The sequence below is a fragment of the Prauserella aidingensis genome (assembly GCF_024171865.1).
Taxonomy (GTDB): domain Bacteria; phylum Actinomycetota; class Actinomycetes; order Mycobacteriales; family Pseudonocardiaceae; genus Prauserella; species Prauserella aidingensis.
Map to the genome: position 1 here is coordinate 20,124 of NZ_JAMTCN010000022.1, position 23,614 is coordinate 43,737.

A 23,614-nucleotide genomic window follows, 5' to 3' on the forward strand; every position below is an offset into this window, starting at 1 on the left:
TTGACTTAGACCGGCTTGCTATGCAAAGCTTCCCAGCGTTGGCTAGTAAAATGGCTGGTCAATGGCGTTAAGTACCTCACGCAGCCGGTTCGGATAGTCACTGATGATGCCGTCCACGCCGTGGTCGATGAGCTTGCGCATGGTCGGCTTGTCGTTGATCGTCCAGGGGATCACGTCGAGACCCTCGGCGTGCGCCTCGTCGACCAGTTCCTTCGTCGTGAACGGCACGTAGTCGGGATCGCCGACCGCACCGTCCTGCGGGTTGCCGTGCACCGGCGACAGCGCGCTCGCCCCGAACGACGCCGCCGCGCGCGCCGGGCTGCCGCCGAAGTCGTCGATGTCGAGACCGCCCAGCCACGGCGACGCACCCGGCTCGCCGACCTCGAGGAAGCCCGGTTCGGTCAGGGCGACGAGCGGCAGCTTCGGCATCCGCTCCTTCATGGCCATCAGCGCACCCCAGTCGAAGCTCTGGATGCTGACGTTCCGCGCCAGCCCACTGCGCTCGACCTCCGAGGCCACACGCTCGACGAACTGCTGCCGCGGCGCCGTCTCCTCGGGCGCGGCGGCCTCGACCTTCGTCTCGATGTTGAACTTCACGCCGTAGGCGCGGTGCTCGCGGACCAGCGCGAACAGCTCGGCGAGCGTGGGCATCGGTTCGCCGGGGGAGAGCACCTGATCCGGGTGACGCGGGTCCTGCTGCGACCCGCAGTCGAGGGTGCGCACCTGCGCGAACGTCAGATCCTTGACGTACTTGCCCGCGTAGGGGAACTGCGGATCACCCGGCGTCACCGGCTCGGTGTCGAGGCACTTGTCCGGGTCGATCCGCCGGTCGTGGGTGATCACTTCGCGGCCGTCGCTGGTGATCTGCACGTCGAGCTCGAGGGTGGTGACACCGAGGTCGAGTGCTCGGTCGAACGCCTTGAGCGTGCCCTCGACGGTCATGCCGATGCCGCCGCGGTGGGCCTGGATGTCGAAATGAGGGTTGCCGTGGGGTGGGGTTCCGTGGGGCGCGGTCGCGTGGGCATCGCCGGTCGGTGTGGTGCCGCCCGCCGCCCCGGGTGCCTGCGCGGCGGCGGGCGCCGCGCCCAATGCCGTCATGAGTGCCGTCGCGCCGAGCGCGATGGCCGTCTTCACTGTCGTGGTCACGAGCTCCGACGGTGACACGGCAGAGTGAAGGGAGGGTGTCCTCGACATGTAGACATACGGGCCCTTTCGGCCTGCGGCACGTCCGCAACACGCGGGTAGCGGTTTCTCGCGGAAAATCGGACCACCACTAGACAACCCAATAGTGTTGTAGCGATGGACCCCGTGCGGAACCCGTTCGCCCCCGGCGCAGGTCAGCGCCCACCCGAACTGGCGGGGCGTGAACGCGAACTGGACGCGTTCGACGTCGTACTGGAACGCGTCGCACGGGGCAGACCCGAACGCAGCCTGATGCTCACCGGCCTCCGCGGCGTCGGCAAGACCGTGCTTCTCGGCGAGCTGCGCTCGATGGCGATCCGCCGCCGCTGGGGTGCGGGGAAGGTCGAGGCGCGTCCCGACGCCGAACTCCGCAGGCCGCTCTCGGCCGCGCTTCACCGCGCGGTCCGCGACCTGGCCGTCCGCCATCGCGCACCCGACCGCGTCGACGAGGTCCTCGCCGTCCTCAAGGCGTTCGCCCTCAAGTCCAACAAACCGGACGCCAAGATGCGCGACCGCTGGCAGCCCGGCATCGACGTCCCACCCGCACAGGGCAGGGCGGACTCGGGCGACATCGAGATCGACCTCGTCGAACTGTTCACCGAGGTCGCCGAGCTGGCCACCGACGTCGGCTCCGGGGTGGCGCTGCTGATCGACGAGATCCAGGACCTGAGCCCCGAGGACGTCTCCGCACTGTGCGCGGCGTGCCACGAGTTGTCGCAGTCCGGGGCGCCGCTCGTCGTCGTGGGTGCGGGCCTGCCGCACGTACCCGCGGTGCTGTCGGCGTCGAAGTCGTACTCCGAACGCCTCTTCCGCTACACCCGGATCGACCGCCTGAGCAGGGAGGACGCCGACCGCGCCGTCCTGGCGCCCATCGAACGCGAAGACGCCGAGATCGCGCCCCACGCACTCGATGCGCTGCACACCGCGTCCGGCGGCTATCCCTATTTCATCCAGGCCTACGGCAAGGCGGCCTGGGACGCCGCACCCACGAATCCGATCACCGAGGAGGACGTGCGCGTCGCGGCACCCGAGGCCGAGGCCGAGCTCGCCGTCGGCTTCTTCGGCTCCCGCTACGAACGCGCCACGCCCGCAGAACGCGAGTACCTGCGCGCGATGGCCGAGCTGACGCAGGGCAAGGACGAAAGCGCCGTCACCTCCGACATCGCCGTCTACCTGGGCCGCAAGCCCTCGTCGTTGTCACCCGCGCGCGACAGCCTGATGAAGAAGGGCCTCGTCTACTCCGCCGAGCGCGGGCACATCGCTTTCACGGTCCCGCACTTCGGCAACTACCTCCTCACCCGCGCCGACTGAGCGCGTCCGTTCTTCGGCACGCCCACTGCGGCACGCCCACTGCGGCACACCCGCGGCGGCACGTCCACAACCGACGCGTCCGACACCGGCGCAGGCAGCGCCCGTATCGACTCGGGTTCTCGACGTGTGCCGCCTGATCCTGGGACACCGGCGACGCCTCATAGCCGTCGATACCCGCATCTACGGTCATATAGAGCCAGAGCTAGACAGTTCAAGACGGACCTAGCTTTCAATGTCACACGGATGGACCACGCGAAATGCGTAACGCTGCCGACGATCGTCCGGGAAGTAAGCCAGCTCACCGGATGATCAGTGGCGAAGACGGCGAAGATTGCGGATAATAAGTCATGTAGGGATCGAAGTCGAGAGGTGATCGGCCTTCCGTTCACACTCCGCCGGCGCGCAAGCGCCGACGACCCATCGATCAGCCACCGCCGGCCATCGCCATGGGGGCCGCGGCCGACGGGCCGCGAGCGGACATCCGGCCGTCGAAGGGTCCGCATCCGATCCCGACGTCGCGCAGCGGACCGCGCCGCGCGACGACACCGAGCAAGGCCGAACCACGGCCGCGACAGTCACAACCGAGTAGCTCTCGAAGGAGATGCCACACCACAGATGTCGAACCTCGCCGCACGCCTCCGCGCCCGTCGAGCCCACACCCGCACCCGCCGCGCCGTCAGCAAGGCGATCGACACCGCCACCACGACGACGATGCGCGACGAGCTGATCACCCTCGCCCAGACACACGGCTACCAGAAATCCAAGCCTCGGGTGTGACCTGAATTACAATGGGTTTCAGGTGTAACGCCACCGGTACCGGTGTCGATATGCCTCATGACCCCGCGGTGCTGGCGGACCCCCGACCTGGCAGCACCGCGGGGTTTCCATATGTCCAGACCCGCCACCGCACCACCTGCGACCTGCGGTTTTCTTGTAGTCGGGCCGAATTCGGCGGACAACCGCGTCGCGAGTGGACGAATCGGACACCGCGACGACGATCAGTGGGCGATCTTCGCCGTCCACGATGGACGAAGCCGCTCACCAGCGACGATCACGCCGGTGACCCTGCCGACGAGCCGCTGCACCCACTCCTACCGCCCGCCTGACATCACTCGATAGAGTGAGCCTCGATGTCGAGATCAGGGCGAATCACGCTGGCCGCCTCCGCGGTGGCCGCCGCCCTCGTGCTGGCCGGGTGCGCGGAGACGACGATCGGCCTGGCCGAACCCGACCGCATGCGCTCCGCCGAGACGCCCAAGGCCACTCCCGGCGACGTCCCCGCATCCGACGGCAGCGGCAACGACACCGCCCAGCGCACGATCGTCGCCGACGTCGGCGAATGCCTCGACGGTGACAACCCCGGCCCCGTCGAATGCTCCGACGAGCACACCGTGGAGGTCACCAAGAAGGGCACGTTCGGCGGCGACCTCGGTGCGACGCTGGAGGGCAGGCCACCGGAGGCGTCCACCGTGTTCCGCACCGTCTTCCCGCAGTGCCGCGAGGCCGCCGCCGACTACCTCGGCAGCGCATCCTTCGACGCCTCCACCCTCGGTGCCTGGCTCGTGTGGGCCGACGCCGAGGACTGGAAGGCCGGCCACCGCTGGTACCGCTGCGGTGTCGTCCAGCTCGACGGCCAGGGCGCTCCCGTCGAGCGCACCGGCTCGATCCGCCACGCGCTGGCCGACGACTTCGACCGCTACCGCGTCTGCTCCGCGACCCGTCCGTCGGCGGAGCTCCCCGAGACCGTCCCGTGCAGCGAGCCGCACCTCGCCGAGGCGGTCGGCGTCGTGAACGCGGGCAAGGCCGACAAGGCGATTCCGTCCGAACGGGAGTTCAACGACAAAGCACGCACCCCGTGTGGCACGAAGGTGCACCGATTCGTCGGTGCGGACCGGCGCGACGTGGCACCTTCGTGGCGTTGGCCCGACAAGACGAATTGGCGGATCGGGTTCACCAACATCACGTGCTACGCCGAGTTGAACCAGGCCACGACGGGTTCGGTCCGTGGCATCGGCTCCTCTCCGATGCCCAATTAGGACGCACGCGGCTGTCAAGTCCCGGTTTTCCCGACGATCGGCAGGTTGATACCACCGTTCCGGCCCGCTTGAATGTCCCCGATCATTTCGAGATTGAGGGACTCCATGACCATGACGACATTGCGGCGCAGCGTCGTCGCGGGATCGCTGGCGACCGCTCTGGTCGCCACGATCGCCCCCGCCGCCGGGGCCACCGACAGCACTCCCGAGGAACCGCCACGGCAGCGGGCGACCCCGCAGGCGACGACCGCCCAGCCGGAGATCGCCCACGACGTCCCGGAGCGCTACGCCGAGCAGCGGCTGAGCTGGCACCCGTGTTCCGAGGACGAGCTCGGCTCTCCGCCACCGGAGCAGTACGATCTCGAGTGCGCCACCTACCTGACGCCCAAGGACTGGAACGAGGCCGACTCGGGCGAATCCATCACGATCGCCGTGAGCAGGCTGAAGGCCGAGGGCGAATCCACCGCGAGCGTGCTCACCAACCCGGGTGGCCCCGGGGCTCCCGGCCGTGACTTCCCGTTGCGCCTGGCCGAGCAGGACCGCCTGCGCAGGCATCAGGACGTCATCGGCTTCGACCCGCGCGGCACCGGTCACAGCACCAACATCACGTGTGGCGGGGCGATCGGCACGGGCGATTCCCTCGACCCGCGGGACCGCAGCCGCGAGAACCTCGACCTGATCCTCGACGCGACCGAGTACGCCGCGGACTCCTGCCAGGTCAAGTCCGGTGACCTCGGCCCGCTGATCAACACGTTCCAGACCACGCACGACATGGATCTGCTTCGCACCCTGCTCGGGCGCGACAAGATCAACTGGGTGGGCTATTCGGCCGGTACGTGGCTCGGCGCGCACTACGCGCAGCGGTTCCCCGACCACACCGGGCGGTTCGTGCTCGACTCGTCGACCGAGTTCACCACGACGTGGCAGCGCTCGTTCGACTGGCAGCCGCTGGGCTTCGAACGCCGGTGGCGGGAGGACTTCCTTCCGTGGATGGCTCGCTACGACGAGCAGTACGGCTTCGGCGACTCCGGCGAGCGCGCCCGGCAGACGTACGAGCAGGTGCGCGCGGCGCTGGCGGAGAAGCCCGTCGAGCTGGACGGACAGAAGGTCGGGCCGAACGAGCTCGACTCGGCGATCGCGGGCATGCTCTACAGCAAGTCGGCGTTCCCGTCGCTGGCCGAGTACCTGGTCTCGCTCCGCGAGCTGACCGGTAAGGACCGGCGCATCGCCTCGACAGCGGCGTTGGACAACGTGCGCAAGCTGCTCGAGAACACCAAGGCACGCGGTCCGCAGCCGCTCGTCGTCGACAACGGTCACGGCGCGCAGCAGTACGACGACGCCTACGACGCCAGCTTCTGGACCATCCCCTGCAACGAGGGCCGCTGGTTCGGCAACCGGATGACCGCGACGTGGCAGTCCGAGCTGATGGGCCGCCAGTGGCCGCTGCTGGGCTGGGGATGGCTGATCCAGCCGTGCATCTTCTGGAAGGGCAAGCCGATCGACCTGCCGAAGCTGGACGGCGAGGGCGTGCCGCCGACCCTCATCGTCCAGTCGGAGAACGATCCGGCGACCCCGATCGAGGGCGCACGTCGTGCTCACGAGAAGTTCGCGGGCTCGCGCATGATCACCGTGACCGACGAGGGCGATCACGGCATCTACGCGGGCGACAACCCTGCTGTGGACAAGGTTGTCGAGGACTACCTTGTCGACGGCATCGTGCCGGAGGACCAGAGCATTCCCGGCTCGCCGTTGCCCACACCGAACGGCACGAACGGATCGTGATCGGGCGCCCGCACGCGTGACGCGGGCCGTTTTCGCAGCACACGAGGCCCGTCTCCCCGGTTCGACGTAGGGGAGGCGGGCCTCGTCGCGCGCACCGGCCGGTCCGCGCCGGGTCGCACACGCGGTCCGCAGGCGCGCCGACCTCAGCCACCCACACGTACACAGCCTTGTGCACAGCCTCCCCACGTTTTCCACAGAGTTGTCCACAAGCTGTGTCCACACGTCGGGTCGGCGACCCGCGTTCGCGGGTTCGGGTTCGGGTTCTGCGAGCGCTGGTCCTGCGGGGTTCTGCGACCGGTCGACCGTCACCGACCCGCCGTCCGGGCGATCGGTATTACTATTGGCGCCGTGGTGCGAGTGCCGTTGAGCGAAGCCGAACGCCTGCGTGGCGAGCGACTCGGCGTCGCACTGCGCGGCGCCCGCGGCGACCGCAGCATGGTCGAGGTCGCCTCCGAGGCCGGTATCTCGGTCGAGACGCTGCGCAAGATCGAGACCGGGCGCATCCCGACGCCTGCGTTCTTCACCGTGCTGGCGATCGCCGACGCGGTCGGCCTACCACTCGACGACCTGCGCACCGAGCTGGCCGAGACCCCGGGTGCCGACGGCGACACCGCCCTGTCCCGGAGCGCCGACGCCGGTTAGATTGCTGCGCATGTCCCCCGATCCCCGCCACGGTGAGGTGGCAGAACCCGAAGTCCCCGTCGGTCTGAAGGCGAAAGTGCGCCAGATCGGCCCCGGCATCATGGCCGCGGCGACCGGTGTCGGCGCCGGCGACCTCGTGGCCACGATGGTCGCGGGTTCGCGGTACGGCTACGCGCTGCTGTGGGCCGTGATCGTCGGAACGATCTTCAAGATCGCACTGGGTGAAGCCGTCGGCCGGTGGCACCTGACGTCCGGCCGCACGATGCTCTCCGGCTGGCGCACCCTCGGCCGCTGGGTCCTCGTCTACTTCGGCGCCTACGCCGTGGTGTGGGGCTTCGTCTACGGCGCCACGGCCATGTCGGCGAGCGGCCTGCCGCTGAACGCGCTCTTCCCCGCGATCGACGTGCGCTACTGGGCGATGATCTGCGGCGTCGCCGGGTTCGTGCTCGTGTGGTTCGGCCGGTACGCCGTGATCGAGAAGGTGATGACGATCCTCGTCGGCGTCATGTTCGTCGCCGTCGTCGGCACCGCCATCCTCGTGACGCCGAACCTGGTCGAGACCTTCGAAGGCTTCGTACCGCGGCTGCCCGACGGTTCGTTCGTGTACGTCCTGGGCCTGATCGGCGGTGTCGGCGGAACCATCACCATGGCCGCCTACGGCTACTGGACGCTCGCCAAGGGCTGGCGGTCGTCGGGCTGGCTGTCGATGATGCGCCTCGACAACACGACCGGCTACGTCACCACGGCGATCTTCGTCGTCGCGATGCTCATCGTCGGTGCGGAGCTGCTGGCGGGGCACAACGTCATCGACGGCGACGAGGGCCTGCTGATGCTCGGCAACACGCTCGCCGCCGACTACGGCCAGTGGGCACGCATCCCGTTCCTCGTCGGGTTCTGGGCCGTGTCGTTCAGCTCGCTCGTCGGCGTGTGGAACGGTGTCAGCCTGCTGTTCGCCGACTGGTGGCGCACGTGGCGGCTGCCCCGCTACACGGTGGGCGAAGCCGAGGAACTGTCCGACTACGACCACCGCGCGGGCGTCGGCAGCCCCGTGTTCCGCGGGTACGTGGCGTGGTTGACGTTCCCGCCGATGGCGCTGCTGTTCCTCGACCAGCCGTTCCAGCTGACCGTCGCCTACGGCGCGCTCGGTGCGCTGTTCATGCCGTTCCTCGCGGGCACGCTGTTGTTCCTGCTCAACTCCAACCGGGTCGACCGCGTCGGCCGGTCGGGCTGGCTGTCGAACACGCTGCTCACGGTCTGCCTCGGACTGTTCGGCTACCTGGCCGTGGACAAACTCATCGGCCTGTTCTGAGCGCCGCCGAGCCGATCGGCGACGGTCCCCATCAGCGCAGCAACGCCCAGCCGGTGCTCGCGGCCGCCACGATCACGGCCGCGGGCGCCGGCAGCACCGCGATCAACACGCCGCCCAGCACGACGAGGTCGGGCCCGCGCACCAGCTGCGCCACCAGGTGCACCGGTGCTTGACCGAACGGCGTGTCGGTCGCACCAGGGGTGGCGTACTCGACCGGCGGACGCGTCGCGGTGCGTACCACGCCGGCCGCCACTACGGGCAGCAGCGGCAGCACGTCCGTCACGCTCGAATGGCCGCCGCCGGTCGCCGTGACGACCAGTAGGAGCACCACCGCCCATCCCGCTGCGACGACGAGCAGCGCGGCCAAGGTCCAAGCCCGGAGGACGACATCCGATTCGTCCAGCCACCGCCGCAATCCCGGGGAACGCCACAGCCACGCGGCACCGCCGCCGAACGGCACCAGCGCGACGAACGCACACACACCCACGACCACGGCGTCAGGAACGGCGGGTATCACCGGACGGACCAGAGCCGCGATCACCGCACCGGCGACCGCAGCGGGTGCGAACCGCGCTCGGCCCACCACGCTCGCGACGACGAACGACCGCACCGAGCGCAAGCGCAGTCGAACGGGAGACGCGGGCGGAAACAGCAGCCCCGGGTCCAGGAACGTCACGCCCACCGCACGCACCACGTGTTCGCGCCAGCCTTCGACAAGACGCGCCCGGCCTGCCCGCGCCGCCGCGGGCAGTCGCCACGGAACGCCGACACCCGCCGCGATCGCCCATGCGAGCAGGCCGCCTGCACCGACGACGGACGCCATCACCTGCCACGCCCACGACGGCACCTGCCACACGACACCGAGGAACGCCCCGACGTAGGACAGGCCCGCGAGGCGGGCGAGCCAGCCGAACCAGACACGATCGCTGACGGCCCGCGCGCGGTCGTGACGCGGGGCGAAGTCGCGCCACGTCAGCTCGGCGGGGTCGGCCCAGAGGAATCGCCGTCGCAGCATCGAGGCCCAGACGGCGATCGCCGCCACACACACGAAGGCGACCACGCCGGCCGTCCGGGTACCCACATCGACGTCGAGGGCCTCACGCCACCAGTCGATGCGGTAGAAGGCGCTGACCAACCAGGCGCAGAGGAACAGGGCGAGGAGCGTGCTCGTGTCGCCACTGACGAGTTTGCGCAGTGTCATGGACAGGCCTTTTCGCTACCGGGCCGATTCGAGTGCCCCGAGGTCGAGCACGTGGTCGGCCGCGTCGAGCAACGGCGGATGGTGCGTCGCGAGCACCACGACCGTGCCGTTTCCCGTCGCGCGCGTGATGACGTCGGTCAGCCACCGCTTTCCCGCGGCGTCGAGAGCGCGCTCCGGTTCGTCGAGCAGGAGCACGTCGAACGGCCTCGCCGTCGCGCCCAGCAGGAGCAACCGCCGCCGCTGACCCGCCGACAGCGACCCGGCCGTGACATCTGCGCGGTCGGCGAGCCCGGCGTCGTCGAGCAGCGCATCGACGTCGAGGTCGACGCCGAACGAGCCCGCCATCAGTCGCAGGTGCTGAGTCGGCGTGCAGTCGGCGAAGAAGTCGGAGTCGTCGAACAGCACCGACACACGTCTGCGGAACCGGCGGTCCCGCTCGTCCGGCACGCCACCCCCGACGGTGACCGTTCCCTCGTCGGGTGCCTCCATGCCGTACAGGACGCGGAGGAGCGTCGACTTGCCGCTGCCGTTGGGCCCGGTGAGCACCAGACATTCGCCCGGCCGCACGCACAGGTCGACCTCGCGAAGCAGCCACACGTCACCGGCGCGAACACCGAGCCGGTCGGCGACGATCCCCATCAGCGCAGGCGTTCGATGACGTCGGCGAAGGCGGTCATGTCCTTCTCCAGCACGGTGATGTAGGTGAACCCGAACCGTTCCCGCTGGGCGCGCAGCCGGTCGGCGATCTGCTCGGCCGTGCCGACCAGCAACACCGGCAGCTCGCCCAGTTCGTCCGCCGACCTCGTCGCGTCGTACGGGCGGAGACGTTCCAGTGCGGCCGCCCGGTCATCGGTGACCTCGACGTGCTGGATCAACAGGTTCAGTTCGGGGTCCCGCTCGCCCGCCTCGGAGCGCACGAGCGCCACGCGTTCATCCAGTTCGGACGGATCGGCGAGCGTCGCACCGTCGCCGTCGCGGTTGAAGCGGGCGCCCGTGAACCCGACGACGTCGGCCTCCCTCGCCGCGATGCGCAGCATCCGGTCGCGCTGCCCGCCGAGCAGCACCGGCGGCAACGACCGCTCACCGTAGTGTTCCCGCAGCACGGTCAGGCACCGTTCGAGGTGGTCCAGACGTGCGCCGGGGCCTGGGAACGGCAGACCCGCCGCGTCGAACTCCGCCCTGGCGTACCCCGTGCCCAGACCGAGTTCGAGCCTGCCGTCGAGCAACTGGTCCGTGGTGTCGACGTCGCGGGCCAGCATGGTCGGGTTGTAGAACGCGGTGTTGACGACGAACGTCGCCAGCCGCACCCGCTCGGTCGCCTCCGCAGCGGCGACCAGTGACGGCAGCGGCGCGGGCATCCCCAGGTGATCGGGTACGGCGATGACATCGAACCCCAGACCCTCGGCCTTGCGGCACTTGTCGAGCCACTGCGTCCGCTTGCCGGTTGCGCGCATGTTCACGCCGAATCGGAACCCCATGACGGCACGCTACCGAAGTCGGGCGCCGAGCAGACCGCGCGAGCACCGGGTCCGCGACGGGCGAAATCCGTTCGCCGGTGTCGAGTGCCCGCTCGTACCCTCCGCGCATGCCCGACGCGATCTTCGCCGACCCACGCCTCGCAACCCTCTACGACACGTTCGACGGCCCTCGCGACGACATCCCGCTCTACGTGGCCATCGCCGATGAGCTGGGCGCCCGCCGCGTGCTCGACGTCGGCTGCGGTACCGGCGAGCCGGCCGTGGCGCTGGCGGCGGGTCGGGAGGTCGTCGGCGTCGACCCGGCGGAGGCGTCGCTGGACATCGCGCGCGGCAAGAGCACCGACGTCACGTGGCTCTGCGGAAGTGCCGACGTGGTGCCCGCGCAGCTGCCGGAGTTCCGCGCCGATCTCGCCGTGATGACCGGCAACGTCGCGCAGGTGTTCCTCACCGACGAGGACTGGCACCGCACGCTCGGCGCTATCCACGACGCGCTCCGACCGGGCGGTCACCTCGCATTCGAGACACGCCGCCCGGAGGCACGCGCGTGGGAACGCTGGTCGCAGGCTCCGGCCGTGACCCGCGACGTGCCGGGGGTCGGCACCGTGACCGGACAGCTCACGGTTACCGACGTCGACCTGCCGCTGGTGTCGTTCCGGCACATGTATCGCTTCCCGGACGGCACCACACTGGCCTCGGACTCGACCCTGCGGTTCCGCGACCACGACGAGATCACCACGAGCCTGCACTCCGCGGGGTTCGACGTCACCGACGTTCGCGACGCGCCCGATCGCCCCGGCATGGAGTACGTCTTCGTCACACAACGTGCAGACATCCCGGAGCCATAAAAGCCCCCAAGGGCACTGCCCTTGGGGGCTTGAAGGGGGTGACGGTGGTCGTCACCGCCTGTTACGGGGTCAGCCGAGGCGCTGCTTCAGCGCCGCGAGCTCGTCCTTCAGCGCGGACGGGATCTTGTCCTCGCCGATGGAGGCGAACCACTCCTCGATGAGCGGGATCTCCTGCTTCCACTCGTCGACGTTCACGTCCAGCGACGCCTGGATGTCCTCGATCGGCTCCGACAGGCCGGACGTCTCGATGTCGTCGGCGGTCGGCACGAGACCCACCGGCGTCTCCTGTGCGTTCGCCGTGCCTTCGAGGCGCTCGACGATCCACTTGAGCACGCGCGTGTTCTCGCCGAAGCCCGGCCACAGGAACCGGCCGTCGTCACCGCGGCGGAACCAGTTGACGTAGAAGATCTTCGGCAGCTTCGACTGGTCGGCGTTCTTGCCGGTGTCCAGCCAGTGCTGGAAGTAGTCGCCCGCGTGGTAGCCGAGGAACGGCAGCATCGCCATCGGGTCACGGCGCACCTCGCCGACCTTGCCCGCGGCCGCCGCGGTCTTCTCCGACGACATGGTGGCGCCCATGAACACGCCCTGCTGCCAGTCGCGGGACTCGTTGACCAGCGGCACCGTCGTCTTGCGGCGGCCACCGAACAGGATCGCCGAGATCGGCACGCCCTGCGGGTCGTCCCACTCCGGCGCCAGCGTCGGGATCTGCGAGATGGGCGCGCAGAACCGCGAGTTCGGGTGCGCGGCCGGCTCGTCCGAGTCCGGCGTCCAGTCGCGACCCTTCCAGTCAGTCAGGTGGGCGGGCGCCTCCTTGGTCATGCCCTCCCACCAGACGTCGCCGTCGTCGGTCAGGGCGACGTTGGTGTAGACCGTGTTGCCCTTTTCGATCGTCTTCACGGCCACCGGGTTCGTCTTCTCACCGGTGCCGGGCGCGACGCCGAACAGGCCGAACTCGGGGTTGATCGCGTACAGCCTGCCGTCCTCGCCGAACCGCATCCACGCGATGTCGTCACCGATGGTCTCGGCGCGCCAGCCCGGCAGGGTCGGCTGCAGCATCGCGAGGTTGGTCTTGCCGCAGGCGCTCGGGAACGCGGCCGCCACGTAGTAGGCCTTGTTCTCGGGCGAGATCAGCTTGAGGATCAGCATGTGCTCGGCGAGCCAGCCCTCGTCGCGCGCCATCGCCGACGCGATGCGCAGCGAGTAGCACTTCTTGCCGAGCAGCGAGTTGCCGCCGTAGCCCGAGCCGTAGCTCCAGATCGTGCGCGACTCCGGGAAGTGCGTGATGTACTTCGTGTCGTTGCACGGCCACGGCACGTCCTGCTCACCCGGCTCGAGCGGCTTGCCGACCGAGTGCAGCGCGGGCACGAACTCGCGCTCCGTGCCGTCCTCGGTCACGAACTTGTCGAGCGCCTTCTTGCCCATGCGGGTCATGACGCCCATGGAGGCCACCACGTAGGCGAAGTCGGTGACCTCGATGCCGAGCTTCGGGTCGTCGTCGCCGAGCGGGCCCATGCAGAACGGGATGACGTACATCGTCCGGCCACGCATGCAGCCCCGGTAGAGCTCGGTCATGGTGGCCTTCATCTCGCCCGGGTCCATCCAGTTGTTGGTGGGCCCGGCGTCCTCTTCGCGCTCGGAACAGATGAAGGTGCGCTCCTCGACCCGTGCGACGTCACTCGGGTCGGAAGCGGCCCAGTAGGAGTTCGGCCGCTTGTCGAGCTTGACGAACGTGCCAGCCTCGACCAGTTCCTGGTTGATGCGCTCGGCTTCTTCCTCGGACCCGTCGACCCACACCACGCGGTCAGGCGTGGTCAGCTCCGCGACCTCCCGCACCCAAGACAGCACGCCACTGTGCGTGGTCGGTGCGTCGTCCAGCCCTGGGATGGCTACTGCAGTCATCTCTTCTCCTGTCTTCGACGACAAGAGCCCACACCGAACTTCAGCGTCCTGGTGCGGGCTCCGTTGCCGGCGACCGAAATGGCTTCACACACCGCGGCCAAGCGGTGCGTGCGTTTCTTGGGGATTCCCAGAGACTAACGGCCGTATTGCGCCTTCAGGCAGGTCAGCGCTGTCGGTTCTCTCACAAGAACGATCAGGGAATCGATTCAGTTGCAGCCGATCGGCCGAGTTGAAGGATGACTTTCGCCAGGTAGAAGCGGTGAACGCCGACGAAAAGGGCCGCGAACAACTCCGACCCGACGCCACATCGGACGTCGGGCCGGAGAAAGCCGTGGACACGCGCGGAAATGCCGCCACAGAGCCGACAATCCTCACCCGATCGGAGCAAATCCATCGTTGCGCCGCCGATCCGGCGAGGTGGACCCACCCGTCAGCTCCGTGCGGGGGAGCCGCTGCCGGTCAGTTCTGGCTGATCCACTGGCCGGTGGCCGAGTCGATCTTCGCCACACCCTCGACGCCTGCCCCTGCCGAAGCGCCCTCGCCCCACGGGTCGGCCGCCTCGGGGGCACGCGCGGCACCGGACGTGCCGCCGTAGCCACCGCCGGACCCTTCGGTCTCGGTCCACTCGCCGTCGCCGTCGCTCTCGAGCACGACCTCGTTGCCGTGCTCGTCGATGACCACGGCGATGTCCGCCTCGCCGTCACCGTCCGCGTCGGTGAAGGCGATCGTCTTGCCGTCCTCGGTCTCGACGATGGCGGTGTCGTTCGTGCCGTCCTCGTTGGTGTCGATCGTCGCCGGTCCGACTTCGACATCCCCCTCACCCAGGTCGGCGGTGATCATGCCGCCGGCACCGGCGTCCGTCTCGGGCGGCGCGTCGTCGGCGGAGCCTCCGCCCATCTCGATCCACTGCCCGCTGGACTCGTCGTACTTCGCCTCGACGGTCACGTTGCGGTCGGAATCCGCCGCCGCGTACTGGTCGGCGTCGCCGTCGCCGTCGGTGTCGACGAACAGCTGAGCCGAACCGTCCTCGTGCTCGATGAGCGCGGCGTCGTAGACGCCGTCACCGTTGACGTCCTGGTTCAGCTCGGCCGTGTACTCCTCACCGTCGACCGTCACCGTCATCTCTTCGGTGGTGGCCGTGGTGTCAGCGCTTCCGTCGTCGACCCACACTGCAAACTCCCCCTAGCTCAGGGCTGATGATCCTTTCGGCACCCGCCGGCCGCGCCGCGGACTCCCACGGCGATCACCGGCCTCCCCGGTGCTCCCGCCTTGCGCGGGTCTTGTCAGTGGGACTCACGGTATGCCGGTTCGGTTCCCGCCACCAGACACCAGGGCCCGAACGCCGGACGTCATTCCTGTTCGCCGCCCCGGGGCCGGTCCCGTAGCGCCCGGATCCGCCCCAGCAGCGTCTCGGCACGCTCCCGCCCGTCCGCGAGGTCCTTGACCCGCTTCGTCGCGACGGCGAGCTTCTGCTTGCGTTCCTGGGCGTCCATCTTGATGCTCTTGTCGACCTCTTTGAGCTCGGCCTCGATCGACTCGATCCGCCTGCTCAACGCCTCGTCGAGCGCCAGTGACAACTGCTGTTCCGCCTCGATGAGCTGCTCGGACACGAGCTGGTCGAGCGTGGAGCGGGCGTCGGCGATCGACTCGACGAGCCACTGCTTCGAGTGCTGCTTGTCGGCCGAGTGCCTGCGCGTCCTGCCGACCCACCAGCCCGCGCCGAGACCGACGACGACCGTCGCGGGCAGCACGATCGGGTTGAACAGCGCGAACCCCGCCAGCGGCGCGGCCGCCAGTTTCGCCGCGCCGGCACCGCTGGTCAGACCCATGAACACCAGCAGCTTGTCCTCCGCCGACGACGGGCGCTTGTCAGGCGGCCGCAGCTCCACCGGCGGCGTCACCCCGCGCAGGAACTGCGACCGGATGACGGCCAGCTCCTCCTCGGAGAACAGCTCCGCCAGCGTCGCGTCGGCGACCTGGTTGAGCCGATGCGCCAGCATCGCCGAGATGTGCTGCGACGACGCCTGCAACACGGCGTCGACCTGTGCGGGCAGGTCCTTCAGGTCCTGTCGCCGCGCCCCGTCGATCTCCTGGCGGAACCGGGCCTGAGCATCCCGCATCCGCCGCGCCGACTCGTGCGTCAGATCGCTGCGGGCGCGCTGGATCTCCCCGCGCAGCTTGAGCTGCCACCCCCGCGTCGACGAACGACGCGCGGCGGTCAACTCGTCCCGGCGGGCACGCAGCGCGGCGGCCTCGTCCTCGCCGGACGTCAGGGCTCGCTGGTCGGCGACCGCCTTCGCCTGCCGCTCCGACAAGGCCGTGGCCAGGGAGCGCATCGTGTTCGCCTCGGACAGCATCGCCGCCCTGCCGACGAGCGTCTCCTGCAGGGCGCCCTGCAGCTCGGCGACCCCCGACTTCTCGCGCAGCGTCACCGCGGCCTGTTCGTTCGGCGCCTTCGCGGCCATCTCGAACATGCGCGCCGACACCGCGTGGAACGGTGCCTCGGCGAACCTGGGCGCGTGTTCGGCCAGCAGCCTGCGGTCGGCGTCGAGGATCTCCCGCCAGCCCCGGAACTGGTCGGTCTTGGCGAGCACGAACAGCACGGTCTCGACGCGGTCGCTCATCTCGGACAGGAACCGCAGCTCGCTCGACGTGAACGGGGCGGACGCGTCGACGACGAACAGCAGTGCCGTCGCGTTGGCCGCAGCCTCCATCGCGAGGTCGGCGTGGCCCGCGTCCAATCCGCCGACGCCGGGCGTGTCGACCACCGTGATGCGCTCCAGCAGCGGCACCGGGCCGTCGACCTGCACGTATCGCGGCGGCAGCTGCCCCGCGGGCAGTTCACGGGACGCGGAGGACCACGCGGGCAGTTCCTCCATCGGGAACCCCACCGGTGCGAGCTGCCCCGGGTAGCACGCCTTGGCGGACCACTCGTCGGCGTGATCGAAGACCAGGTACGTCGACGTCGCGACCTCGGCGTCGACCGGCGAGAGCCCCGGCGCCGCCAGCACGGCGTTGACCAGCGAACTCTTGCCCCGGTTCGTCTCGCCGACCACCACGACCGTCGGCTTGGCCGCAGCCGCCTTGCGCTGCTGTTCCACCCAGTCGGCGGACTCGGGGGCCTCGCCGCGCAGCAGCGTGAGCAGCGACTCCCGCGCCTGCTTCACCTGCGCGGGCAGCCCTGCCTTGCCGAGCGAACGTGTGGATGCCGTCACAGCGCGCAGCCTATCGGGGACCGGCCACCGGGATCAGCGACGCGTGTACACGGTGACGACGGGTGCGCGCAGCAGCCGGTCGTGGTCGACGAAGCCGGGCACCTCGGTCTCGGCGACCGTGCCTTCCAGCCGGGCCTCGTCGGTGCGCACGGCACCGCCCGCCTCGTGTTGCGCCGGGTCGAACCGCGCGCCGTCGGGCCGCAACGCGTGCACGCCGATGGCCGCGAGCCCCTTCTCGATGCGCTCGGCGACGCCGTCGCTGTGCGCACGGTCCATGGCGTACAGACAGAGCTGGATCAGCGCCTGGCGGTCGGCCAGTGCCTGCTCCGGCTCGATGCCGCTGGCGAGTGCTACTGGGTCCACATCGCATTCCGACGCGCTACGCGCCGGTACGGTTCCCTCGTCCCCGATCCCGTCGGCCACTCGGTCGCCCACGGGTCACCGGCCCTGTCGGCCGGGTCCCGCCGTGTGCGGAGGCGCGGCACCGGGACGGCCCGGCTGCGGCGGCGCCGATTGCGTGCGCGCCGGCTGTCGGGGAGCCCGTTGCGGGTGTGCCGGCTGAGGCGGAGGCGGTTGTGGGGGAGGCGGCTGTGGGGGAGCCGCCGGACGTGGCTGGGCGGCGGGACGAGGACCACCGGGCCGCGCGCCGGCGGCCGGCGCCTCGCCACCTCCCGCGGAGGCGGCACCGGCCTGGCTCGCCCGGGTCTTGAGCCGCTGCCACATCAGGAAGTACGCCCTGTGCACCACGTGCGCCACGCGGGCCTGGGCAGGCGTGGCACCGAACGACGCGAACGACCGCCACCAGCCCGCGCGCTCCAGCGCGAACGACGACAGGTCCTCGGCCGACGCGCCGGGCATGCCGAGCTGGGAGTCGACCTCGGCGCTGCTGCCGACCCGCAGTACCTCGTCGGTCAGGTCCTGCGGCATGTCGACAGCACCGGACGTCACCAGCGTCAACGCCTCGAGCAGGCGCAGCTGGTGCGCCTCGGGCCGGGCGAGCAGCATCTCGATCGCGTCGTGCACCCGCTGTCGTTCCGCCTGGTCACCGGACTGGTGGGCGAACGCCGTGATCGAAGCCAGCGCCGCGGCGGCCTTGATGCCGTCGGCGCGCGCGGCGAACACGGTCGACAACCGCCGGTGCACCGCATCGAGCCCCGAGACGTCGAGCAGCCGCCGGTGCAGCGCACCGACCGTGATCCGCTCGTCCTCACGGATGATCTCGATCGCACGCCGGATGCCGAACAGGTCGAGCTTCTCCAGCAGACGCACCCGCACGCCCGCCGGAACGGCGCACTCCCACGAGGTGAAGATGTCGGCCGAGACGAGCATGACCTCCAGGTCGCCGTCGTCGAGGCCCGCGAGGGTACGGAGGGCATCGGCCTCGGTGCCGGTGAACGCCCCGGTCTCCGTCGACTCGGCGAGCAGGCCGATCACCGGCAGCACGTCGGCCACACGCGGCCGCAGCAGGCTCGCCTGCTTCTCGGCGAGCTTCGTCGCGGCGGCCCACACGTCGCCGTCGGCGCCGTCGACCGACTCCGGCGGGATCGTGTCGGCCTTGTTCAGCACCGCGATGGCGTTGACAGGGCCTGCCTCGCGACTCGCCGTCGCCGCGGTGAACGCCGCGAGGGCCTGCTGGTCGTCGGCCCGGATGCCCTGCGTCACGACGTACAGCACGGCCTCCGCGCCGACCAGCGCACTGCGGGACGTCTCGTCGAGCGTGTCGGCGTCCTCCGAGAACTCGGCGTCCTCCGAGGACCCGCCGTCGCCGGGCTGTGCGGGCTGTTCGACGGCGTCGTCGTCATCGTCGTCGGTGAGCGAACCGCTGAGTCGGGTCGCGCCGAGCGCCCGCTGCGTACGCGCCACCGACGACGTGTCGAGCGACCCCAACCCCGGGGTGTCGATCACGGTCATGTCCCGCAGCACGGCGTTCGTCAGGTACGCCTCGATGTGCGACACCCGGTCGATGTCGACGCCCAACTCCGCCGGGATCCCGCCGTCGGGCGCAAACGGTTGCACCTGCTTGGTGCCGTCGGTGAACACGACCTCGATGCGGTCGACCGTGCCGTACTGGAACCGCGTGACCAGCCTCGTGCACTCGCCGACGGCCGTGGGCGCCACGCGCCTCCCGATCAACGCGTTGACCAGCGTCGACTTGCCGGACTTGATCCGCCCGGCGACCGCGACCTGCAGCGGCGCCTCGAGCCTGCGCAGCACCTCGGTGAAGCCCGCCGCCGTGCGCGGGGACACCTGACCGCGCAGCCGGTTGCACAGATCCGCCACCGACTCCGAAAGCGGGCCGGCCGGTCTGCCTTCACCTGCCGCCGTCATCGAACCCCCTGCCGGCCGTACCTGCCACCGCTGCTTGCGGGCACATCCTCCCACCCGGCCGCCCGCCCCGACCACCGCGGACGCGGGGACACGCCGGTGACGAACCGGACATCACGCCCGGAAGCGCCCGTCGCGCGGGGAGCGCGTCGTCCCGAGCGTGCTCCCGGGCGTCATCCCCCGCGACGACCCCGTGTGCGACCTCGGGGCGACGCGCGGGCACACCGTCGCCACCTACCGTGGGCGAGTGCGCCGGATCAGTCTCTGGATGAGGGCCCACCCCGCGGTGGGCGACAGCCTCATCGCCATCGTGTTGCTGGCACTCGACGTGCTGATCTACGGCCTGTTCGTGGCCTTTCCCGCGCCGGACGTCGCCACCCCGCCGTGGTACCTCGGCCTGCCGCTGATCGTGATCCTGCTGGGCGTCGTCCCACTGCGGCGCAAGTACCCGCTGGTCATGGCGTACTGGGTGCTCGTCTGGACGGTCCCGTACGTCGCCTCCGGGTTCGGCGACGTCGCGTTCAGCGTGGCCGTGGTCAGCTGCATCGCGCTGTACACGGTCGTGGTCTACAGCGGCCGCAAGCAGGCCGCGATCTACACCGCGTTGACGCTGGCCGTGAGCCTGGTGCACCAGGCGCTCCAGTACCCCGACGACTGGATCGTCAACACGGTGACCGTCGTGCTGGCGCTGGCGCTGTGCTGGGTGCTGGGCGAGTTCGTCGGCGCGCGGCGCGCGTACCAGGCGGAGGTCGAGGCGCGGCTGCACCTGTTGGAGAACGAACGCCACCAGGCCACGCGCATCGCCGTCGCCGAGGAACGCGAACGCATCGCCCGCGAGCTGCACGACGTCGTGGCGCACGCCGTCAGCGTGATCGTGGTGCACGCCGACGGCGCATCCTTCGCGGTGCGCAGAGACCCCGACCTGGCGGAACGTGCGATCGGCACCATCTCCGACACGGGCCGCAGCGCGCTGAGCGAACTGCGGCGGCTGCTGGCGATCCTGCGTGACGACACGTCCGACGACGGCGGTGACGAACAGAGCGGTGTCGGCGGGGAAGGGGCACGGACCCCGCAGCCGACGGCGGCCGACCTCGTCGAGCTGGCCGAGCGCATCGAGACGGCCGGGCTGACGGTGCGACTCGACCTGGACGAGGGCATCGACGACCTGCCCGCAGGGGTGTCGCTCGGCGTGTACCGGATCGTCCAGGAGGCACTGACGAACAGCCTCAAACACGCGGGCGTGGGCACGCGCGCGCAGGTGACGGTGCGTTGGGACCGCGGCGGGGGCGGCGACGGGGGCCGGGACCACGCCGGGTCGGTGCTCATCGAGGTGGAGGACGACGGCGCGGGGCGCGCGAACCCGGTGCTGGCGGGCGAGGCCGCCGGAGGCGGAACCGCGGGCCGCACCCCGTCGGCGTCGACGTCGGCGTCGGGATCGGGGGCGCCGGGCTCGTCGGCAGCGTCGGCAGCGTCGGCGACGGGGGCGGAATCGGGGGCGTCGAGCGGGAACGGGCTGATCGGCATGCGGGAACGCACGAACGTCCACGACGGCACCCTCACCGCCGGGCCCGCCCCCGGCGGAGGGTGGCGGGTGCGCGCCGAACTCACCGTTAGGTTGGGCGCATGATCCGGGTGCTCGTCGTCGACGATCAGGAACTGATGCGCGTGGGCTTCCGCATGGTGCTCGACGCGTCCGACGGCATCGAGGTCACCGGCGAGGCAGGCAACGGCGAGGAGGCGGTGCGGCTCGCCGAGGAGCTGGCCCCCGACGTCGTGCTGATGGACGTGCGCATGCCCGTGCTCGACGGCGTCGAGGCGACCCGGCGGATCGTGGCGGCCGCCGGCTCCCGTGTGCTGGTCATGACGACGTTCGACCTCGACGAGTACGTCTACTCGGCGTTGCAGGCCGGAGCTTCGGGTTTCCTGCTGAAGGACACGCCGCCGGACGACCTGATCTCGGCGCTGCGGTCGGTGGCGGGCGGCGACGCGGTCGTCTCGCCCGCCGTGACGCGGCGGCTGCTCGACCGCTTCGTCGGCACGGGAGCGATCGCACCGCGGGACGAGAGCGCGCTGGAGGCGCTGACCGAACGCGAACGCGAGGTGCTGGTCCACGTCGCGAAAGGGCTGTCGAACACGGAGATCGCGGGGGAGTTGTTCCTGTCCGAGGCGACCGTCAAGACCCACGTCGGCCGTATACTCACGAAACTCGACCTGCGCGACCGTGTCCAGGCCGTCGTCCTCGCCTACGAGACCGGCCTCGCCCGTCCCGGATCCTGACGCCCGCCGAAAATCTTCCGGAGCGAGCCGTGACTCCAATGCCCCAAGGGCACCTTGGTCGCGTTGAGTGCCACCAAGGTGCCCTTGGGGGCACTGCCGAAACGGGGCGGGGTGGAAAAGTTCCGGGAGGCGGTCAGCGGTACACCGACGTGTCGACCGTCTTCGGGTCGACGCCCGCCTGGAAGACCTCGCGAAAGTAGCGGCCGAAGTCGGGGCGGCTGCCGTCGACGTCGGTGACGTCGTACATCGGCGCCAGCGACCACGACGCGAGCGTGCGCCCCGCGAGCCGGCGCACCTCGGGATCCGCCGCCAGCGCCGCGACGCACCGCGCCAGGAACGCGGGCGTCTCCGACACGGCGAACTCCGGGCGCTCGTCGGTCACCGCGTCCCGCCAGTTCTCCTCGGTGACGCCGAACAGCTCGAGCATCGCCTCCGACCGCAGGAATCCCGGCGTGACCGACAACCCCGTGCAGTCGTGTTTCGCCAACTCCGCACCGAGAGCCCTGCCGATCGCCCGCACACCGCACTTGACGAGGTAGTACGGGATGCCGGCGCCGAGATACTCGTCGTCCTCCCCGTCGGTCACCTCGACGACCAGCCCACCCGGATTGCGCACCACGAGCGGCAGCAGCCGATGCAACGCGATCAGGTGCGTCTCCAGCCCACCGCGGACGACCGTCAGCGCACTGTCCAACGACGACTCCCAGTACGGGTTGTCGAAGTCGACGTACGGATCGCCGCCCCACACGTCGTCGACGAGCACGTCGACCCGGCCGCCCGCTTCCGCCTCGACCCTGGCGACGAGTCCGTCCACATCGGCCGCATTCGAGACGTCGCACCGGACCGGGATCCCACGGCCGCCCAGCTCCTCGACGAGTTCGGCCGTCCCCTCGATGGTCTCGGGCCTGCCCATCGGCGACGCGTGCTCGCGCGTGGTCCTGCCCGCGGCGAACACGGTCGCACCGGCCCGTCCCAGTTCCACGGCGATCGCCCGGCCGCAGCCGCGCGTCGCACCCGTCACGACGGCGACCTTGCCCGCCAGTGTTCCGGCTCCCGTCATGGCAGCCACCCCTTCATGATCACGTCGATGGTTTCGGCGAGGCAGTCCCGTAGCGCGGGCCTGCCTCCCGTGTCGGCGGTCGCCGCAGCCTCCGGGGGCACAGCCTCCGGGTGTGACGACGCCGCGTGGTTCGAACCGGCACCGTTCGAACCCGCGTCGTTCGAACCGGCACCGTTCGAATCGGCGTCGTCGGAATCCGCGCCGCCGCCCGGCAGAAGCGACCAGTCCAGCGCCGCGCCGTTGACCGCCGAGAGAAGTACGCGTGCGGCGACGTCGGGCTCCGGTCCACGCCACTCGTCCGCGGTGCCCGCCACCCGCAGCAACCCGGACAGCTCCTGTCGCAACGCCGCGTAGTGCAGACCGAGCAGTCCGCGCAGTTGTGGGTCGGCAAGGTCGGTGCCGAGCTGGGCCAGGTGGTTGGTCACTCCGGAGTCACCGCCGCTGTCCAGACCTGCGAACACCGCGAGCAGCGCCGCCCGGACCGCCGACTCCGGTGAGTCCGCCGCCTCGGCCGCCGACCGCATGCGCTCGACGGCCTGTACGCGTCCGGCCTCCGTCAACGCCCGCAGCAGCCCCGACTTCGACCCGAACCGCTGCGCGACGCTGCCGACAGCCACACCCGCCTCGCGGGCGACCTGCGCCAGCGTGAACCCGGGCCCGGTCCGTTCGATGACGGCGGCGGTCGCCGCCAGAAGCCGTTCGTCGGTGATGGTCCGCGGTCTCGCCACCCCATTAATGAACCATAGTTCAATAACTACCGCAAGCCGTGGTCACGTCTGTCGACACGCCTCCCGCCGCCCGCACCTCCGGGCCGGCGGCGCGCGGTTCAGGGGGAACTCAGGGTTGTCACCGATCGCGCACAGGCGCCCGATCCGCGAAGCTGTGAGCACCGGCGACAGCCTGGATCGACCCGACCACCGACCGCCGCGTACGACCACGGGCCAACCCGATTTCGGTCTACAGGATGACGCGCGGGCGGCCGGGTAGCCGGAAAGATGAAGCGCACCACAGGCGATGAATCCAGGCGACATCGCCGCACCGGGGACGACAAC

General features: G+C 70.2%; 20 protein-coding genes. 9 read left to right on the forward strand and 11 right to left on the reverse strand.

From position 1 onward, the window contains the following. Positions 1-42: 42 nt before the first annotated feature. The gene (locus tag LY13_RS19285; RefSeq protein ID WP_301299379.1) at positions 43-1,098 is read right to left on the reverse strand and encodes a glycerophosphodiester phosphodiesterase family protein; all 1,056 of its coding nucleotides are present in this window, start codon (positions 1,096-1,098) and stop codon (positions 43-45) included. Positions 1,099-1,299: 201 nt separating this feature from the next. Here LY13_RS19285 and LY13_RS19290 point away from each other — a divergent pair, with 201 nt between their 5' ends. The 6 genes from LY13_RS19290 to LY13_RS19315 all read left to right on the forward strand — a co-directional run bounded on the left by LY13_RS19290 (position 1,300) and on the right by LY13_RS19315 (position 8,262). Continuing rightward, entirely contained in the window at positions 1,300-2,493 is a 1,194-nt protein-coding gene (locus LY13_RS19290; protein ID WP_253830006.1) for an ATP-binding protein, read from the forward strand. A 615-nt stretch (positions 2,494-3,108) separates the two neighbouring features. Then, a complete protein-coding gene (locus tag LY13_RS19295) occupies positions 3,109-3,270 on the forward strand; it encodes a hypothetical protein (RefSeq protein WP_183647746.1) in 162 nt (53 codons plus the stop codon). Between the two features lie 353 nt (positions 3,271-3,623). Continuing rightward, positions 3,624-4,529, forward strand: a complete 906-nt coding sequence (locus tag LY13_RS19300) for a septum formation family protein (protein WP_253830007.1) — start codon at positions 3,624-3,626, stop codon at positions 4,527-4,529. Positions 4,530-4,640: 111 nt separating this feature from the next. Further along, on the forward strand, positions 4,641-6,311 hold the full coding sequence (locus LY13_RS19305) for an alpha/beta hydrolase (protein ID WP_253830057.1): 1,671 nt from the start codon (positions 4,641-4,643) through the stop codon (positions 6,309-6,311). Between the two features lie 348 nt (positions 6,312-6,659). Continuing rightward, positions 6,660-6,953: a helix-turn-helix domain-containing protein gene (locus tag LY13_RS19310; RefSeq protein ID WP_253830008.1), complete on the forward strand. Its 294-nt coding sequence runs from the start codon at positions 6,660-6,662 to the stop codon at positions 6,951-6,953. A 10-nt stretch (positions 6,954-6,963) separates the two neighbouring features. Next, positions 6,964-8,262 carry an Nramp family divalent metal transporter gene (locus LY13_RS19315; RefSeq protein ID WP_253830009.1) on the forward strand — a complete coding sequence of 433 codons (1,299 nt, stop codon included), beginning with the start codon at positions 6,964-6,966 and terminating at the stop codon, positions 8,260-8,262. Positions 8,263-8,293: 31 nt separating this feature from the next. Here the strand turns inward: LY13_RS19315 and LY13_RS19320 are convergent, their stop codons facing one another. From LY13_RS19320 to LY13_RS19330, 3 genes are read right to left on the reverse strand one after another with little or no spacing between them, the layout of a single operon-like run. Then, complete coding sequence (locus LY13_RS19320) at positions 8,294-9,463, reverse strand: DUF6297 family protein (RefSeq protein WP_253830010.1); 1,170 nt, start codon at positions 9,461-9,463, stop codon at positions 8,294-8,296. 15 nt (positions 9,464-9,478) lie between these two features. After that, positions 9,479-10,102 carry an ABC transporter ATP-binding protein gene (locus LY13_RS19325; protein ID WP_253830011.1) on the reverse strand — a complete coding sequence of 208 codons (624 nt, stop codon included), beginning with the start codon at positions 10,100-10,102 and terminating at the stop codon, positions 9,479-9,481. Beyond that, complete coding sequence (locus tag LY13_RS19330; RefSeq protein WP_253830012.1) at positions 10,102-10,941, reverse strand: TIGR03621 family F420-dependent LLM class oxidoreductase; 840 nt, start codon at positions 10,939-10,941, stop codon at positions 10,102-10,104. The genes LY13_RS19325 and LY13_RS19330 overlap by 1 nt, the downstream gene beginning before the upstream one ends. Before the next feature lie 107 nt (positions 10,942-11,048). Between LY13_RS19330 and LY13_RS19335 the strand changes: the two genes are divergently transcribed. Beyond that, positions 11,049-11,786 (forward strand): class I SAM-dependent methyltransferase, encoded by a 738-nt coding sequence (locus LY13_RS19335; RefSeq protein ID WP_253830013.1) that lies wholly within the window; start codon positions 11,049-11,051, stop codon positions 11,784-11,786. Between the two features lie 69 nt (positions 11,787-11,855). On the opposite strand, the gene LY13_RS19340 is transcribed toward LY13_RS19335, so the two are convergent. The 5 genes from LY13_RS19340 to LY13_RS19360 all read right to left on the reverse strand — a co-directional run bounded on the left by LY13_RS19340 (position 11,856) and on the right by LY13_RS19360 (position 19,228). Beyond that, complete coding sequence (locus LY13_RS19340) at positions 11,856-13,685, reverse strand: phosphoenolpyruvate carboxykinase (GTP) (protein WP_253830014.1); 1,830 nt, start codon at positions 13,683-13,685, stop codon at positions 11,856-11,858. Positions 13,686-14,144: 459 nt separating this feature from the next. Beyond that, entirely contained in the window at positions 14,145-14,855 is a 711-nt protein-coding gene (locus LY13_RS19345; protein WP_253830015.1) for an MSCRAMM family adhesin SdrC, read from the reverse strand. Between the two features lie 179 nt (positions 14,856-15,034). Next, the gene (locus tag LY13_RS19350; RefSeq protein WP_253830016.1) at positions 15,035-16,900 is read right to left on the reverse strand and encodes a dynamin family protein; all 1,866 of its coding nucleotides are present in this window, start codon (positions 16,898-16,900) and stop codon (positions 15,035-15,037) included. Positions 16,901-16,933: 33 nt separating this feature from the next. Then, positions 16,934-17,335, reverse strand: a complete 402-nt coding sequence (gene grpE, locus LY13_RS19355; RefSeq protein WP_253830017.1) for a nucleotide exchange factor GrpE — start codon at positions 17,333-17,335, stop codon at positions 16,934-16,936. A gap of 3 nt (positions 17,336-17,338) precedes the next feature. Beyond that, entirely contained in the window at positions 17,339-19,228 is a 1,890-nt protein-coding gene (locus tag LY13_RS19360; protein ID WP_253830018.1) for a dynamin family protein, read from the reverse strand. A 265-nt stretch (positions 19,229-19,493) separates the two neighbouring features. Here LY13_RS19360 and LY13_RS19365 point away from each other — a divergent pair, with 265 nt between their 5' ends. Continuing rightward, positions 19,494-20,852 (forward strand): sensor histidine kinase, encoded by a 1,359-nt coding sequence (locus tag LY13_RS19365; RefSeq protein ID WP_253830058.1) that lies wholly within the window; start codon positions 19,494-19,496, stop codon positions 20,850-20,852. After that, entirely contained in the window at positions 20,849-21,502 is a 654-nt protein-coding gene (locus tag LY13_RS19370; protein ID WP_253830019.1) for a response regulator, read from the forward strand. The genes LY13_RS19365 and LY13_RS19370 overlap by 4 nt, the downstream gene beginning before the upstream one ends. 133 nt (positions 21,503-21,635) lie before the next feature. On the opposite strand, the gene LY13_RS19375 is transcribed toward LY13_RS19370, so the two are convergent. Beyond that, positions 21,636-22,562: an SDR family oxidoreductase gene (locus LY13_RS19375; RefSeq protein ID WP_253830020.1), complete on the reverse strand. Its 927-nt coding sequence runs from the start codon at positions 22,560-22,562 to the stop codon at positions 21,636-21,638. Beyond that, positions 22,559-23,290 carry a TetR/AcrR family transcriptional regulator gene (locus tag LY13_RS19380; protein ID WP_253830021.1) on the reverse strand — a complete coding sequence of 244 codons (732 nt, stop codon included), beginning with the start codon at positions 23,288-23,290 and terminating at the stop codon, positions 22,559-22,561. The genes LY13_RS19375 and LY13_RS19380 overlap by 4 nt, the downstream gene beginning before the upstream one ends. Positions 23,291-23,614 lie beyond the last annotated feature (324 nt).